This window comes from Pseudomonas sp. Irchel 3A5 (assembly GCF_900187575.1).
Taxonomy (GTDB): Bacteria; Pseudomonadota; Gammaproteobacteria; order Pseudomonadales; family Pseudomonadaceae; genus Aquipseudomonas; species Aquipseudomonas folii.
Map to the genome: position 1 here is coordinate 300854 of NZ_FYDU01000002.1, position 14915 is coordinate 315768.

The following is a 14915-nucleotide window of genomic DNA, read 5'->3' on the forward strand; positions in this document are numbered from 1 at the left end:
CCCTTCAAACTCAAGATTTCAATGCTTCGGCTAGTTGCGCGAGTTTGCCGCGAACTGAGCCATCGATAACCAGGTCGCCGGCTCGGATTACGACACCACCAATAAGGGTGGCATCCTCCGAAGCATGCAGGCGCACTTCCCGGCCGAGCCGTGCACTGAGAACCTTGGCGAGTTTGTCTTGCTGTTCTTGGTTCAATGCAAAAGCACTGGTGACATCCACATCGACCGATTTTTCCTGCTCGGCCTTGTACAGGTCGAACAGTTCGGCGATCTCCGGCAGAAGCGGGAGACGGTCGTTTTCGGCAACGACGTGGATGAAATTCTGTGCCTTGGCATCGAACTTGTCGCCACACACTTCAATAAAAGTGGTGGCCTTGTCTGCGCTCGTCAGTCGCGGGGCCTTGAGTACGCGCTGCATGGTGTCATCTTGCGACACCGCTGCAGCCAGGCCGAGCATGGCTGACCAATTGGCCAGTTGCTGGTGGGCCTGGGCGTGCTCGAAGGCTGCCTTAGCGTAAGGTCGGGCCAACGTGGTCAGTTCTGCCATGATCGCCCTCGCTTAAATTTCAGCAGCCAGTTTGTTAACCAGCTCCGCGTGCGCGTTTTGATCGATTGTGGCACCCAGGATTTTCTCAGCGCCGCCGACTGCCAGGCTACCCAATTGGGCACGCAGCGCGTCTTTGACACCGTTCAGTTCCTGTTCGATCTCGGCCTGAGCCTGAGCCTTCACACGGTCAGCTTCGACACGGGCCTGTTCACGGGCTTCGTCGACAATCTGAGTACCGCGTTTCTTGGCTTGCTCAATGATCTCGGCTGCCTGAGTTTTAGCTTCGCGCAGTTGATGACCCACTTTCTCTTGGGCCAACTCCAGGTCGCGAGCTGCTCGGCTGGCAGCGTCCAGTCCATCCGCGATCTTCTTCTGACGTTCGTGCAAAGCCGCAATGACCGGAGGCCAAACGTACTTCATGCAGAACAGCACAAAAATGAAGAACGCAACGGACTGGCCAATCAGGGTTGCATTAATGTTCACGCCAACACCTCGCTCGTTCGTTGTCCATCACACCAATCACCTCGAAATATCGAGAGATTAGCCAGCGAGTTGACCAACGAAGGGGTTCGCAAAAGTGAAGAACAGAGCGATACCAACACCGATCATGGTTACGGCGTCGAGCAGACCGGCAACGATGAACATTTTAACCTGCAGCATTGGAACCATTTCTGGCTGGCGAGCTGCGCCTTCCAGGAATTTGCCGCCCAACAGGCCGAAGCCGATTGCAGTACCCAGTGCGCCCAGGCCGATCAACAGTGCAACAGCGATAGCGGTTAGACCAACTACAGTTTCCATCTTTCCTCCCGACTTTTACGTCGTATTGGTTAGGTTTTCTTAGATTAAAGCGGTAAAACAAATCGTTTTACATCAGCCTTTGCGGTTCCCCGCTTGCGGCCTCCTCTCGCCGAAGCGAGAGGTACATCCAGACGCGCCAGGCGAGTCTTAATGGTTATCTTCGTGAGCCATCGACAGATACACGATGGTCAGCATCATGAAGATGAACGCCTGCAAGGTGATGATCAGGATGTGGAATACAGCCCACGCCCATTGCAGAACCACGCCCAGGCCGCTGAGCCAGAGCAGGCCGCTGCCGAACATGACGGCGATCAGGATAAACACCAGCTCGCCAGCGTACATGTTGCCGAACAGACGCAGTGCCAACGAAATCGGTTTGGCAATCAGAGTCACGAATTCAAGCAGGAAGTTCACCGGAATCAACAGCGCCTGAACAAAAATGTTCTTGCTGCCGAACGGGTGCAGGGTCAGTTCGCCGATAAAGCCGCCTATGCCCTTGACCTTGATGCTGTAGAAAATGATCAGCGCGAAGACCGACAGAGCCATGCCAAGCGTGGCGTTAGGGTCTGTCGTCGAAACAGCGCGGAAAGGAATGTGCGAATCGCCCGAAATCAGGATCGCCAACTGAGGAATCCAGTCAACTGGAACCAGGTCGACGGCGTTCATCAGGAACACCCAGACGAAAATGGTCAGCGCCAACGGTGCAATCACCGGGCTACGACCATGGAAGCTGTCCTTCACGCTACCGTCTACGAAGTCGACCAGCACTTCAACGAAGTTCTGCAGCGCGCCTGGTTGCCCTGAAGTTGCCTTCTTGGCCGCCATGCGGAAAATCAGAACGAAAATCAGACCCAGGGCAACAGACCAGCCGAGAGTATCGACGTGGAAAGCCCAAAAGCCCATTTCCTTCGCTTCTGCAGCGGTGTGGGCAAAACCCCAGCCGCCATCTGGTAGCTGACCGAAGGTCAGGTTCTGCAAGTGGTGCTGGATATAGCCCGAAGCTGTTTGCTCTGCCATGTTTGCCTCAAACGCCCTAAGGTCTCGAAAGTCTTGTTCTCATCAGCAGGGGAGCGAACCAATTGACCACCTGGATCAACATGAACACGCCGAATACCGCTATCGGCGCCAATGGCTTCACACCTGCAAAGGTCAGTGCAAAAAGCACTGCCGTAAAAATCAGCTTGCCCGCCTCGCCGGCATAAAATGACCGGACAATGGCTTGCGCTGCTCTAGCCCCGGAAAACCGGAAAGCCTTGTGAGCAAAATACAAATTGGGCAGCCAGGCTATCAGGCCTCCGCACAGCCCTGAATATCCGGCTACGACTCCGTGCCACTGCCACAGCACCAGGGCTGCCAGCAGCAGGACAATAAATTGAGCCAGCAGTACCGGGAAAACCGCCAGTCGATGGAACGGCAAGCGGTTTGGCATGCGTGTCTCCATCACTCCTGCTCCTCGTGCGTCGGCCGCCAAAATCAATAACTTGGCATAATTTGTGCCGACAAAATGCGCGCAGAGTATAGGGGCGGTTCAGCCCCTATTCAACCTTCAGGTAGTGATTTCCGACTACACGCTACAGTGCAATTGTTTCAGCGGATGTGGGCGAGCACGCCTTGGAGCTCATCCAGCGAGTTATACCGGATCACCAATTGCCCTTTACCCTTCTGCCCGTGCCGGATTTGCACCGCAGAGCCCAGCCGCTCGGCCAGACGCTGTTCGAGGCGACTGATATCCGGATCGGTCTTGGCCGGCTCGACAGCCGCAGGTTTTCCACTCAACCACTGGCGTACGAGCGCTTCTGTCTGGCGAACCGTCAGGCCACGTGCGACAACATGTCGCGCCCCTTCCACCTGCTGTTCTTCGGGCAGACCGAGCAACGCACGAGCGTGTCCCATTTCCAGGTCGCCGTGGGAAAGCATGGTTTTGATCACATCCGGCAGCGCAATCAGACGCAGCAGGTTGGCAACGCTGACACGCGACTTGCCGACCGCATCGGCCACTTGCTGCTGGGTGAGCTGAAACTCGTGCTGCAGACGCTGCAGAGCGACTGCTTCTTCGATGGGATTGAGGTCTTCGCGCTGAATGTTCTCGATCAGCGCCATGGCAATAGCGGTTTCATCCGGCACATCGCGCACCATCGCCGGGATGGTTTCCATCGCGGCTTGCTGGCTCGCACGCCAGCGACGCTCACCGGCGATGATTTCAAAACGGTTATCACCGATCGGACGCACCACAATCGGCTGCATCACGCCCTGGGCCTTGATCGACTGGGCGAGCTCTTCGAGCGCCTGCGGATCCATGTCCCGACGTGGCTGGTACTTGCCGCGCTGAATCAGCTCCAGCGGGATGTGCTGCAGCTCACGCTGGTCGGCCTTGACGGCTTGTTCTTCGAGGGAGCTGACGGTTGGACTGCTCAGAAGTGCGTCCAGCCCACGTCCGAGACCTCTTTTCTTGACGGCCATGGGATTTCCTTAAGTTGGCTGAGCTGTGCGCGAACCGCGCCGTTGACGGCGGACCATTTCCCCTGCCAGAGCAAGGTAGGCCAATGCACCCCGAGAACTTTTGTCGTAAGCCAGAACAGGCATGCCGAAACTCGGTGCCTCGGCGAGACGAATGTTGCGCGGGATTACGGTGTCGTACAGCTGTTCGCCGAAATGCTCTTTGAGCTGTGCAGACACGTCGTTGATCAAGCTCAGACGCGGGTCGTACATGGTGCGCAGCAATCCCTCGATTTTCAGGGCCGGATTGAGCAATTCGCCAATGCGCTTGATGTTATCCACAAGGTCGCTAAGACCTTCCAGAGCAAAGTATTCACACTGCATGGGGATAATAACCCCGTCTGAAGCGACCAGCGCGTTCAACGTCAACATCGACAGAGACGGCGGGCAGTCGATCAAGATGTAATCGTAATTCTCGCGGATCGGCGCCAGTGCATTGCGCAGGCGGCTCTCCTTCATCTTCATTTCGAGCAGATTGACTTCGGCCGCCGTCAGATCGCGGTTTGCGGGCAGTAGCTGGTAGCCGCCATGTTCGGAGAACTGCATGGCCTGAGCCAGATCGCATTCGCCAATCAGAACGTCATAAACCGAGTTTTCCAGGGCGTGTTTATCCACACCGCTGCCCATCGTGGCGTTGCCCTGAGGGTCGAGATCGATCAGCAGTACGCGGCGCTTGGTAGCGACCAGCGATGCTGCGAGGTTGATACAGGTGGTGGTTTTACCCACACCACCTTTTTGGTTCGCAATCGCGAATACCTTAGCCATGCTTGCTTGTGTTCCCAGTCATGCCGTGCGGCGCAGTATCAGCAGATGGCGTTGGCCTTGGCAACCCGGTACGGTCAAGGCTTGTGCGCTATCCACGCGGAAATCTGCGGGCAATGCTACCAGTTCATCGGTCGGATGCAGGCCTTTCATCGCCAGCCATCGCGTGTTGGTGTCGCCCATGTGACGGGTCCACCCAGTAAAGTCTTCCAGGCTACTGAACGCACGGGAAACGATCCCGGTGAACGGCAGCTCCGGTTGAAAGGACTCGGCCCGGCTGTGGATAACTTCGACGTTATCGAGCTTGAGCTCAAGTTTGACCTGAGTCTGGAACCGGGTCTTTTTGCCGTTACTGTCCAGCAGCGTCACTTTCATCTCCGGAAACATGATGGCTAGCGGAATGCCCGGCATGCCACCACCACTTCCAACATCCAGCCAGCGTTCACCCTCGACAAAAGGCACTACGCTCAGACTGTCCAGCAGATGACGTGAAACCATTTCGTCCGGGTTGCGCACAGCGGTCAGGTTGTAGGCCTTGTTCCACTTGATCAACAGGGCCAGATAGGCCAACAGCTGTGAGTGCTGGCTTTCACTGAGTTTTACACCCAGATCCTGAGCGCCTCGGGATAACTCTTCGGCATGTTGCGGGGTGACCATAGAACTCAAGCGCTTTGCTCCAACTGACGGCCCGCGCCGCGTTTTTTCAAGTGAATCATCAACAGGGAAATCGCCGCCGGCGTTACGCCCGGGATTCGTGAAGCCTGCCCCAGCGTTTCTGGACGAGTTATCCCCAGCTTGCTCTGAATCTCTTTCGACAGACCGGAAATGGTCGTGTAATCGATGTCTTCAGGCAGCTTGGTGTCTTCGCTGGCACGCAGCCGAGCGATTTCGTCCTGCTGGCGGTCAATGTAACCCGCGTATTTGGCCTTGATTTCAACCTGTTCAGCGACTTGCGGATCAGGGCTGCCATGGCCGGTGAGGGAAACCAGACTGGCGTAGTCGATTTCCGGTCGGGTCAACAGGTTGAGCAGGTTGTATTCGTGAGTCAACGGCGTGCCGAAATGACTGGCAATGGCATCGCCCTGCTCAGTACCCGGACGTACCCAGGTGCTTTTCAGGCGCTGCTCTTCCAGTTCGATGTTTTCACGCTTGGTGCAGAACGCAGCCCAGCGGTGATCATCAACAAGACCTAGCTCGCGGCCTTTTTCGGTCAGGCGCAAGTCCGCGTTGTCTTCACGCAGAATCAAGCGGTATTCGGCACGAGACGTGAACATCCGGTACGGCTCTTGGGTGCCAAGAGTGATCAAGTCATCCACAAGTACGCCGATGTACGCTTCATCGCGACGTGGACACCAGCTTTTCTTGCCCTGGGCGCGAAGAGCGGCGTTGGTCCCGGCCAGCAAACCTTGGGCACCGGCTTCCTCGTAACCGGTCGTACCGTTGATTTGTCCTGCGAAGAACAGACCCGCGATGACTTTGGTTTCGAGGCTGTACTTCAGATCGCGTGGATCGAAGTAGTCATATTCGATGGCGTAGCCAGGACGCACGATGTGGGCATTTTCCATACCGCGAATCGAACGGACGATCTGTAATTGCACGTCAAACGGCAACGAAGTCGAAATGCCGTTCGGATAAAGCTCATGCGTCGTCAGGCCTTCGGGTTCGATAAAGACCTGATGGCTTTCCTTGTCGGCAAACCGATGGATCTTGTCTTCGATCGACGGGCAATAGCGTGGACCCACGCCTTCGATAACGCCGGAATACATGGGCGAACGATCGAGGTTGGCCGCAATGATTTCGTGAGTTCGGGCATTGGTGTGAGTGATCCAGCAACTGACCTGCGACGGATGCTGTTCCTTGGAGCCCATGAACGACATGACCGGAATGGGTGTATCGCCGGGCTGTTCGGTCATGACCGAGAAATCCACCGAACGGCCATCGATGCGCGGTGGCGTACCGGTTTTCAGGCGACCTACTCGTAATGGCAATTCACGTAAACGATGTGCCAGCGCGATTGACGGCGGATCACCGGCGCGACCACCTGAGTAATTCTGCATTCCGATGTGGATAAGTCCACCCAGGAAGGTGCCGGTCGTCAGCACAACCGAATCGGCCATGAAACGCAGGCCCATTTGGGTCACGACGCCCCGTACCTCGTCCTGCTCGACGATCAGGTCATCACAGGCTTGTTGAAATACCCACAGGTTCGGCTGGTTTTCGATGGTTTCACGGATAGCCGCTTTGTACAGAACACGATCTGCCTGAGCGCGAGTTGCCCGGACTGCAGGGCCTTTGCGGCTGTTCAGCACACGGAACTGGATACCACCTTTGTCGGTGGCCATCGCCATCGCGCCGCCCAGGGCGTCGATTTCCTTGACCAGATGACTTTTACCAATGCCGCCAATAGCGGGATTGCAGCTCATCTGGCCCAGTGTTTCCACGTTGTGGGTCAGCAAAAGGGTTTTTACACCCATACGTGCCGACGCCAGTGCGGCCTCGGTACCGGCATGACCGCCACCGATGACGATCACTTCAAAACGGGAAGGGAAATCCACCACGCACCTCGTGCCTGTTCTAGATGGGAAATTGGGATAGCTGACAAGTATAGGGACTTCACCCCCCCGAAAGGAACCCGTTGCACAAAATTTAACCAGCTGTGGAAAAGTCTCAGATATAGAAATTAAAAAGAGAGAAGATTTATAAAACCTTATTTTAAATGCTATTTATACTGATCCACATTTCTGTGGATAGATTGCTACAGGCCTTATTTATCAATGTGTACAGAGAATCAAAAGTCTGTGGCCATGTGCTCGGGAGGGTTCTGGATAACCGGCTTGAGCCTGTGGATTAAAACGCTACTTGTCCACAGAGGAGGTTATGCTCATATTTCAACCCCTGTTATCAACTGCCCTTAGCGGGCGTTATCCACAGAGCTTAATACGATAAATTTCGTTGATCAGAGAGGTGCGAGGGCATTTATCGAAGGGCAGGAAGGTTCTGCAATCGAGCCGAGGACAGTTTCAAGTGACAAACGCGTGGGCCAAGCCATAACCAAAATGGTTAAAACGCAGCTATTGTGAGTTCCGCGGACAAAAGCTAATAATAGCTATTATCATTAACATACCCTTATCACCATGCCCTCCTACTCCCATACGGTTGCCGTGCAGTGCATATATGAGCAACATCATTCGTGGCTGAACGCCTGGCTCAAAGCCAGACTGAATAACGCGTGCGATGCTGCCGATGTAGCCCAGGACACCTTCGTTCGTATTCTTGGCTCAGCCAATGCCGCGCCTATACGTGAGCCACGTGATTACCTGGCTACGGTGGCTCGCGGCTTGGTGATTGATCGCTACAGGCGCAGAGCGATCGAATTGGCTTACCTGCAGACATTGGCCGACAGACCTGAAACGACAGTGATCAGCGAAGAAGACAAGGCGTTGATCATTGAGACGTTGATGGCTGTGGATAAAGCGTTGAGCGAACTGGGAGCCCGTACCAAGCACATATTTGTTCTATCGCAGATCGATGGGCTGACTTATCAACAGATCGCGACTCAATTGAAGGTTTCTCTGACGACTGTGAAAAAGCACATGGTCCGTGCGTTGACTGAATGCACGATGCTCATGGCGCAGATGTCGTGAGTGCGATGCCTGACCGCAAGGTGTTCGAGGCGGCAGCCAGTTGGTATGTGCAATTTCAGAGTGAGCCTATGTCGCAGGACGACCAGATTGCCTGGCGCCGCTGGCTTGAAAGTGACCCCGCTCACAAGGTTGCCTGGGAACAGATGGAACAACTGCAGCGGAGCCTTGGGGGCTTATCTCCCGACCTGACCCGCCGCGTTTTATCGGCACCGCAGCAACGTCGGCAGGTGCTCAAATTACTGCTGGCTTTCGCAGGTACCGGCTACGTCGGCTGGAATATTCAACAGCACACTTCATTAAAGGATATGTGGGCTGACTACCGCACGCCGGTAGGTCAGCGTCGACATGTCGAGCTGGCGGACGGTACTCATGTCGAGCTGAACACCGAAACCGCGATAGACGTTTCATTTGACAGCCAGCAGCGGCTGATTCGTTTGCGTGATGGTGAAATTCTGATTCGCACCGGCAAGCGAGGGGATACCCGGCCGTTCTATGTCGAGACTCGGGACGGCAGAGTGCAGGCCCTTGGCACTCGATTCGTTGTCAGGCAACTGGAACACGGCACCCGGGTCGGGGTTCTGGAGGATCAGGTCAGCATCCAGCCCGCCCGTTCATTAACTTCACCCATACTATTAAAAGTAGGTCAGGGGCTGGATTTCGACACTGAACGGGTCAGCCCTACCCGCATTTATCCACAGACCGAGGCGGCGTGGGTCGATGGCCAGTTAGTTGTTCTGGATGCGCGGTTGGGGGATGTCATCAAGGAGTTGGCCCGATATCGCTCAGGTGTGATGCAGTGCGATGAACAAGCGGCGAGCCTGCGGGTGTCCGGTGCATTTCGTCTGGACGCAACAGAGGCGGTGTTGGCAAATCTGCAGACGACGCTGCCCATTCGGGTGAATTACTTCACTCGGTATTGGGTGTCTGTGAAGCGCATTGGCTAACGCTGAAAAATATCGTCAGTGAGGGTTACCTTTTTCAGTTCTGGCACGGCCCTACAGGTAAATACGATTCATCACCTCGGGGTCATCAATAAAAATGCGCTTCCCACCTCTCCCGTTCCATGCGCGGCAGCACCTTTCTCGACAATGCATCGGCTATGGCTTGCTGCTGGCAGCCGGTGGCATGAGTTGCGCGGTGATGACCAGCAGCGTCATGGCTGCCGCTGCTGTTCAGAGCTACAACATCAGCGCGGGCCCGCTGGACAACGCCTTGAATCAGTTTGCGTCGGCTTCCCATGTGATCCTGTCATTCTCTCCGCAACAGACCGTCGGCCGCACGAGTCCGGGCCTGCGCGGTAACTATTCGATAGAACAAGGTTTTGCAGCGCTGTTGCAGGGGGCAAGGCTGCAGGTCGTGGCACAAGCTCCCGGCAGCTACGTCCTGCAAACCGTGCCCGAGGATGGATCAATTGTTTTATCGCCGACGAATATAGACAGCACCCAGTCCGGCAGTTATGAATTACCGGATCGTGGCTACAAGGCTGAAACCAGCCGGGTGGGGACCAAAACCAGCACACCACTTTCCGAAACACCGCGCTCGGTTTCGGTAGTCACCGCGCAACGCATGAAGGACCAGAAAACCCAGACCCTTACAGAGGCGTTAGGTTATGTGCCGGGTATTTTCGCGCCTCCGTTTGCTGCGGGCGATAACCTGGCGGGTGATCTGTTCTTCATCCGGGGGTTCAATGCCACCGACTACGGCTATGGATTGATGCGCGATGGGTTGCGTGTACAGGGCAATCGTTACGACACCACCACTGAGCCTTATGGACTCGAACGAGTCGAGATATTCCGCGGGCCATCGTCGATTCTCTATGGCGAAAATGCCCCAGGCGGCCTGGTCAATCTGGTAAGCAAGCGCCCAACCGACAATTCCCAGGGCGAGGTCCAACTCAGTTACGGCTCCAACAACCGTCGGCAATTGGGTGTGGATGTCTCCGGTCCTTTGAATGAAAGCGGTAATGTGCTGGGCCGCGTGGTCATGCTTGGGCGTAACGCTGACACACAGACAGATCATGTACCCGATGATCGACTCTACATCGCACCCTCTCTGACGTTGAATTTTGATGATTACAACAGCCTGACTCTGTTGAGTAGTTATCAGAAAGACCATACCAATATGGAACTGGGGCTGCCTGCTGCGGGCACTTTGTTGCGCAACCCGAACGGCAAACTGGACAAGGACACGATGCTCGGCGTTCCAGACTGGAACACTTTCGAGCGTGAAATGTGGAGTGCTGGCTATGAGTTCAGCCACAGCTTCAACGACGATTGGCAATTCCGGCAGAACTCGCGATATATGCAGTCGCGCATTACCCGGCATGAGACCTGGCCCGGTAACCTCAACAACGCCGGATTTGGTACCCAGCTGAACGTCACAGCCTATGATCGCTATAACAAATCAATGGTTTACTCACTGGATAACCAACTGGAGGGTAAATTCAACAGCGGTGGTCTGGAGAACACCGTCCTGTTTGGTGCCAGTGTTGACCGCACCTCATTCAGCCAGGATTGGGATGCCGGCTTTGCAGGCCGCATCAACATCTATGATCCTGTTTATTCGGGTGATCCCGTGACATCCATTGCCGTGCAGAACACGCTTCTCGAACAACAGATGCAGGGGTTGTACGGGCAGATCCAGAGCAAATACGACCACTGGATTTTCCTTTTGGGCGGCCGTCAGGATTGGGTCGACAGTGACTTCCGCAACAAGCTGGCCCCGGCTGGCGACCTTAGCGCCAGCGACAAGAAGTTCACTTACCAGGGCGGGGTCATGTACCAGTTCGACAACGGCCTGACGCCGTATGTCAGCTACTCGACTGCCTTTGTTCCAGTGCAACAGATATCCAATGGCGGCGCTCCGCTGGATCCTATTACGAGTAGCCAATATGAAGTGGGTTTGAAATATGAGCCCCGCGGCTGGAACACCGCCATTACCGCTTCCGTCTACGATCTGCGCAAGAAGGACGACACCTACTTCGATACGACCAGTGCCAGTTACCGACAGGTTGGGGAAAGTCGTTCCAAGGGCGTTGAGCTTGAGATCAACAGTGATGTCAGCCAGAACCTGAACATCACCGCATCCTATTCCTATACCGACGCCAGAGTGACCAAAGATGCCGCAGGTTCGCTGATTGAAGGGCACCAGATCACTGGCGTTCCGCGCAATCAGGCATCAGCCTGGGCTAAATACCGTTTTCTTGAAGGCTATTTGAGCGGGTTACATGTCGGGACAGGCATCCGTTATTTCGACAGTACCTTCTCTTACACCCCGGCGACGTTGTACGGAAAACTCGATGCCGGCGACGTGACATTGGTAGACGCCAATATTGGCTACCAGATAGACAAGAATTGGTCAGTGGACGTAAACGCCAAGAATCTCTTCGATAAGGAATACGTGTCGGGATGCAACGACGCGGGACGCTGTTACTGGGGAGACAGCCGGACGCTGTTGGGAACTGTCAGTTATAACTGGTAGGGTTGTGGATAAGTTGGCCACTGTCGAGTTATCCCCAGTGGCCAATGCTCCATACCTATTTTCCGATGCAGAAGCTGGAGAAAATCCTGCCGAGCAGATCATCGGAACTGAATGCACCGGTAATTTCCGCCAAAGACTGTTGAGCCTGGCGTAAATCTTCTGCCAACAACTCTCCTGCTCCGGCCAATGTAAGCTGGGCCCTACCATGCTCAAGCGAATCACCTGCATGGCGCAGCGCTTCCAAATGACGTCGGCGAGCGCTGAAGCTGCTTTCCGAGGTTTGCTCATAGCCCATGCAGGCTTTGAGATGCTCGCGCAACAAATCCAGGCCTTCACCGGCAGACTTGGCACTTAAACTAATGGTGACGTGGCCATCAGCACTGGTCTGCAACTGGATGGTGTCTCCACTCAGATCCGCTTTGTTACGTATCAAGGTAACTTTGGCTGGATCCGGGCGTTGTTCCAGAAACTCTGGCCATAGCGCAAAAGGGTCGAGTGCCTCAGGTGCTGTAGCGTCCACCACCAGCAGGACGCGATCAGCTTCGCCGATTGCTTTCAGCGCACGCTGTACTCCAATTTTCTCGACCTGATCTTCGGTATCGCGCAGTCCAGCAGTATCGACGACGTGCAGAGGCATGCCATCAATGTGGATATGTTCACGAAGAATATCCCGGGTCGTGCCTGCAATTTCAGTAACGATAGCTGCTTCCTTGCCTGCCAGCGCGTTCAGCAGACTCGACTTGCCTGCATTTGGGCGTCCAGCGATGACAACGGTCATGCCATCCCTTAACAACGCACCCTGCCCGGCCTCACGCATCACTGTGGATAACTCATCGCGCACTGCATCGAGCATCGAAAGCACGTGACCATCGGCCAGGAAATCAATTTCCTCCTCGGGGAAGTCGATTGCAGCTTCGACATAAATACGCAGGCTGATCAACTTCTCGGTCAAGTTATCCACACGGCGCGAAAATGCGCCTTGTAATGAACGCAATGCGTTGCGTGCAGCTTGTGCAGAACTGGCTTCAATCAGATCGGCAATGGCCTCGGCCTGGGCCAGATCCAGCTTGTCATTGAGGAAAGCGCGTTCGCTGAACTCGCCGGGTCTGGCCAGACGGCTGCCCAATTCAAGACATCGCTGCAGCAGCATATCCAGAACAATGGGCCCACCGTGCCCCTGAAGCTCGAGAACATCTTCGCCGGTGAACGAATTAGGGCCTGGAAAATAGAGTGCAATCCCTTCATCAATAACCTGTCCGGCACCGTCTTCAAACGGGCCGTAATGCGCAAATCGCGGTTTGAGAGTCCTGCCCGTGATAGCTGATGCTGCCTTGGCGGCAAGGGGCCCCGAAATACGCACGATGCCTACCCCGCCTCGGCCTTGTGCGGTGGCGATGGCTGCAATGGTCTCACGTGGGGCATTCATGGTGCGGGCTCCAAGACAAATAGCGGATAGCAAAACGCCCCACTAGGGGGCGCCTTGTAAAACTTATTCACAGGTTAGATCAAGCTTCGGCTTTTTTGGTCGCCGCTTCGATCTTGCGAGTGATGTATGCCTGTTGAGCGATCGACAGGGTGTTGTTCACAACCCAGTACAGAACCAGACCAGCAGGGAACCACAGGAAGAAGAACGTGAAGATGATTGGCATCATTTTCATGACCTTGGCCTGCATCGGATCCGGCGGAGTCGGGTTCAGACGCTGCTGGATGAACATGGTAGCGCCCATGATGATCGGCAGGATAAAGAACGGGTCTTTGATCGACAAGTCAGTTATCCACAGAATCCACGGTGCTTGACGCATCTCGACGCTTTCAAGCAGAACCCAATACAGCGACAGGAACACCGGCATTTGTACAAGAATTGGCAAACATCCACCCAGCGGGTTGATCTTCTCTTTCTTGTACAACTCCATCATTGCCTGCGACATTTTCTGACGATCGTCGCCATGCTGCTCTTTCAGGATCGCAAGTTTTGGTGCAACTGCGCGCATGCGAGCCATGGATTTGTAACTGGCTGCCGACAATGGGAAGAAAAGACCCTTGATCAGCATAGTCAGGAAGATGATCGACCAGCCCCAGTTACCCACAATGGCGTGGATGTGTTGCAGCAGCCAGAAGATAGGCTGTGCAATAAACCACAGGATGCCGTAGTCGACAGTCAATTCCAGACCTGGGGATAACTCTTTCAGCACTGCCTGACTTTTCGGACCCGCATACAACGTGGCACTCAGCTCGCCTTTACTACCCGGTGCAACAGTTACAGCCGGGCCAGTGAAACCAATGATGTAGTTGCCTTGGTTATCTTTACGCGTCTGAACTGCGTTGGCAGTGTCCTTGCTCGGGATCCACGCCGTTACGAAGTAGTGCTGCAGCCATGCAACCCAACCACCTTGAACGGTTTCCTTGAGCTGAGCCTTGTCGATATCTTTCATCGACACTTTTTTGTACGGCTCGGCGGCTGTCCACAGCGCGGCGCCCAGATAGGTCGCTGTACCCGTGGCAGTTGTGGAGGATGGATCATCGCTGCCGTCACGTTTCAGCTGGGCAAACAGGTTACCCGACCAAGGCTGAGCGCTCTGGTTGTCGATTTCATAGCTTACAACCAGGTCGTACAGACCGCGCTTGAAGGTAAAGCGCTTGATATAGTTGACACCGTTGTCGGTGAACTTCAGGTCGACCACCAGATTTTCCTGGCCATCGGCCAGTTGATAGCTCTTCTGTGCAGACGAGTAAACCGGACGACCGGCCGGGCGGGCATCGGGACCGTTGTTGCCAGTCAGACCGCTTTGCGCCAGGAAGGTACGTTCGCCACCGTTATCGAACAGCTGAAATGGCACGTCAGGATGGTCCTGACGACGAGGATACAGAGGCAATCTCAGTTGAACGACGTCGCCGCCAACTGGATCGATTTCCAGGCTGAGTACATCGGTTTTGACCTGAATAAGGTCTTTGCTGGCAACTGCTGGAGTTTCCAGCGGTGCAGCTACTTCGCCATTTGCGCTAGGAACATCGGCACTCGCAGAAGTTTTTGCACCAGTAGCCGTGTCCGGAATGCCCGGTGCAGGGGTGCTGGCGGCAACATTCTGAGTCGGCAAGGCGGCCTGGCCGTAGTCTTGGTTCCATTTCAGAACCCCGACATAGGTCACGATTGCCAGGGCGACGATCAGGATCGTGCGTTTAATATCCAT

The 14915-nt window shown here is 55.1% G+C and carries 14 protein-coding genes; 3 read left to right on the top strand and 11 right to left on the bottom strand.

What is annotated here, in order from left to right; all coding sequences use genetic code 11:
- Nucleotides 1–10 precede the first annotated feature (10 nt).
- The 9 genes from CKW31_RS03925 to mnmG form a co-directional block, all read right to left on the bottom strand.
- Nucleotides 11–547 carry a F0F1 ATP synthase subunit delta gene (locus CKW31_RS03925; RefSeq protein ID WP_095093122.1) on the bottom strand — a complete coding sequence of 179 codons (537 nt, stop codon included), beginning with the start codon at nt 545–547 and terminating at the stop codon, nt 11–13.
- A 12-nt stretch (nt 548–559) separates the two neighbouring features.
- Nucleotides 560–1030 (bottom strand): F0F1 ATP synthase subunit B, encoded by a 471-nt coding sequence (locus CKW31_RS03930; protein WP_027901592.1) that lies wholly within the window; start codon nt 1028–1030, stop codon nt 560–562.
- A 57-nt stretch (nt 1031–1087) separates the two neighbouring features.
- On the bottom strand, nt 1088–1345 hold the full coding sequence (atpE, locus tag CKW31_RS03935) for a F0F1 ATP synthase subunit C (protein WP_002555987.1): 258 nt from the start codon (nt 1343–1345) through the stop codon (nt 1088–1090).
- 147 nt (nt 1346–1492) lie between these two features.
- Nucleotides 1493–2362, bottom strand: a complete 870-nt coding sequence (gene atpB, locus CKW31_RS03940; protein WP_027901591.1) for a F0F1 ATP synthase subunit A — start codon at nt 2360–2362, stop codon at nt 1493–1495.
- Nucleotides 2363–2378: 16 nt separating this feature from the next.
- Complete coding sequence (locus tag CKW31_RS03945) at nt 2379–2786, bottom strand: F0F1 ATP synthase subunit I (protein WP_027901590.1); 408 nt, start codon at nt 2784–2786, stop codon at nt 2379–2381.
- Between the two features lie 146 nt (nt 2787–2932).
- On the bottom strand, nt 2933–3805 hold the full coding sequence (locus CKW31_RS03950; protein ID WP_095093123.1) for a ParB/RepB/Spo0J family partition protein: 873 nt from the start codon (nt 3803–3805) through the stop codon (nt 2933–2935).
- Nucleotides 3806–3814: 9 nt separating this feature from the next.
- Complete coding sequence (locus CKW31_RS03955; protein ID WP_027901588.1) at nt 3815–4606, bottom strand: ParA family protein; 792 nt, start codon at nt 4604–4606, stop codon at nt 3815–3817.
- Nucleotides 4607–4624: 18 nt separating this feature from the next.
- Entirely contained in the window at nt 4625–5260 is a 636-nt protein-coding gene (gene rsmG, locus CKW31_RS03960) for a 16S rRNA (guanine(527)-N(7))-methyltransferase RsmG (RefSeq protein ID WP_095093124.1), read from the bottom strand.
- A gap of 5 nt (nt 5261–5265) precedes the next feature.
- Entirely contained in the window at nt 5266–7158 is a 1893-nt protein-coding gene (mnmG, locus tag CKW31_RS03965) for a tRNA uridine-5-carboxymethylaminomethyl(34) synthesis enzyme MnmG (RefSeq protein ID WP_095093277.1), read from the bottom strand.
- A 579-nt stretch (nt 7159–7737) separates the two neighbouring features.
- On the opposite strand from mnmG, the gene CKW31_RS03970 reads away from it, so the two are divergent.
- The 3 genes from CKW31_RS03970 (at nt 7738) to CKW31_RS03980 (ending at nt 11727) form a co-directional block, all read left to right on the top strand.
- On the top strand, nt 7738–8247 hold the full coding sequence (locus tag CKW31_RS03970) for a sigma-70 family RNA polymerase sigma factor (RefSeq protein ID WP_095093125.1): 510 nt from the start codon (nt 7738–7740) through the stop codon (nt 8245–8247).
- Nucleotides 8248–8252: 5 nt separating this feature from the next.
- A complete protein-coding gene (locus CKW31_RS03975) occupies nt 8253–9191 on the top strand; it encodes a FecR domain-containing protein (RefSeq protein WP_256582480.1) in 939 nt (312 codons plus the stop codon).
- A 94-nt stretch (nt 9192–9285) separates the two neighbouring features.
- A complete protein-coding gene (locus CKW31_RS03980; RefSeq protein WP_095093127.1) occupies nt 9286–11727 on the top strand; it encodes a TonB-dependent siderophore receptor in 2442 nt (813 codons plus the stop codon).
- A gap of 55 nt (nt 11728–11782) precedes the next feature.
- On the opposite strand, the gene mnmE is transcribed toward CKW31_RS03980, so the two are convergent.
- Both mnmE and yidC read right to left on the bottom strand, forming a co-directional pair.
- A complete protein-coding gene (mnmE, locus tag CKW31_RS03985) occupies nt 11783–13153 on the bottom strand; it encodes a tRNA uridine-5-carboxymethylaminomethyl(34) synthesis GTPase MnmE (protein WP_095093128.1) in 1371 nt (456 codons plus the stop codon).
- 79 nt (nt 13154–13232) lie between these two features.
- Nucleotides 13233–14915, bottom strand: coding sequence for a membrane protein insertase YidC (gene yidC / locus CKW31_RS03990; RefSeq protein WP_095093129.1), 1683 nt, complete (start codon nt 14913–14915; stop codon nt 13233–13235).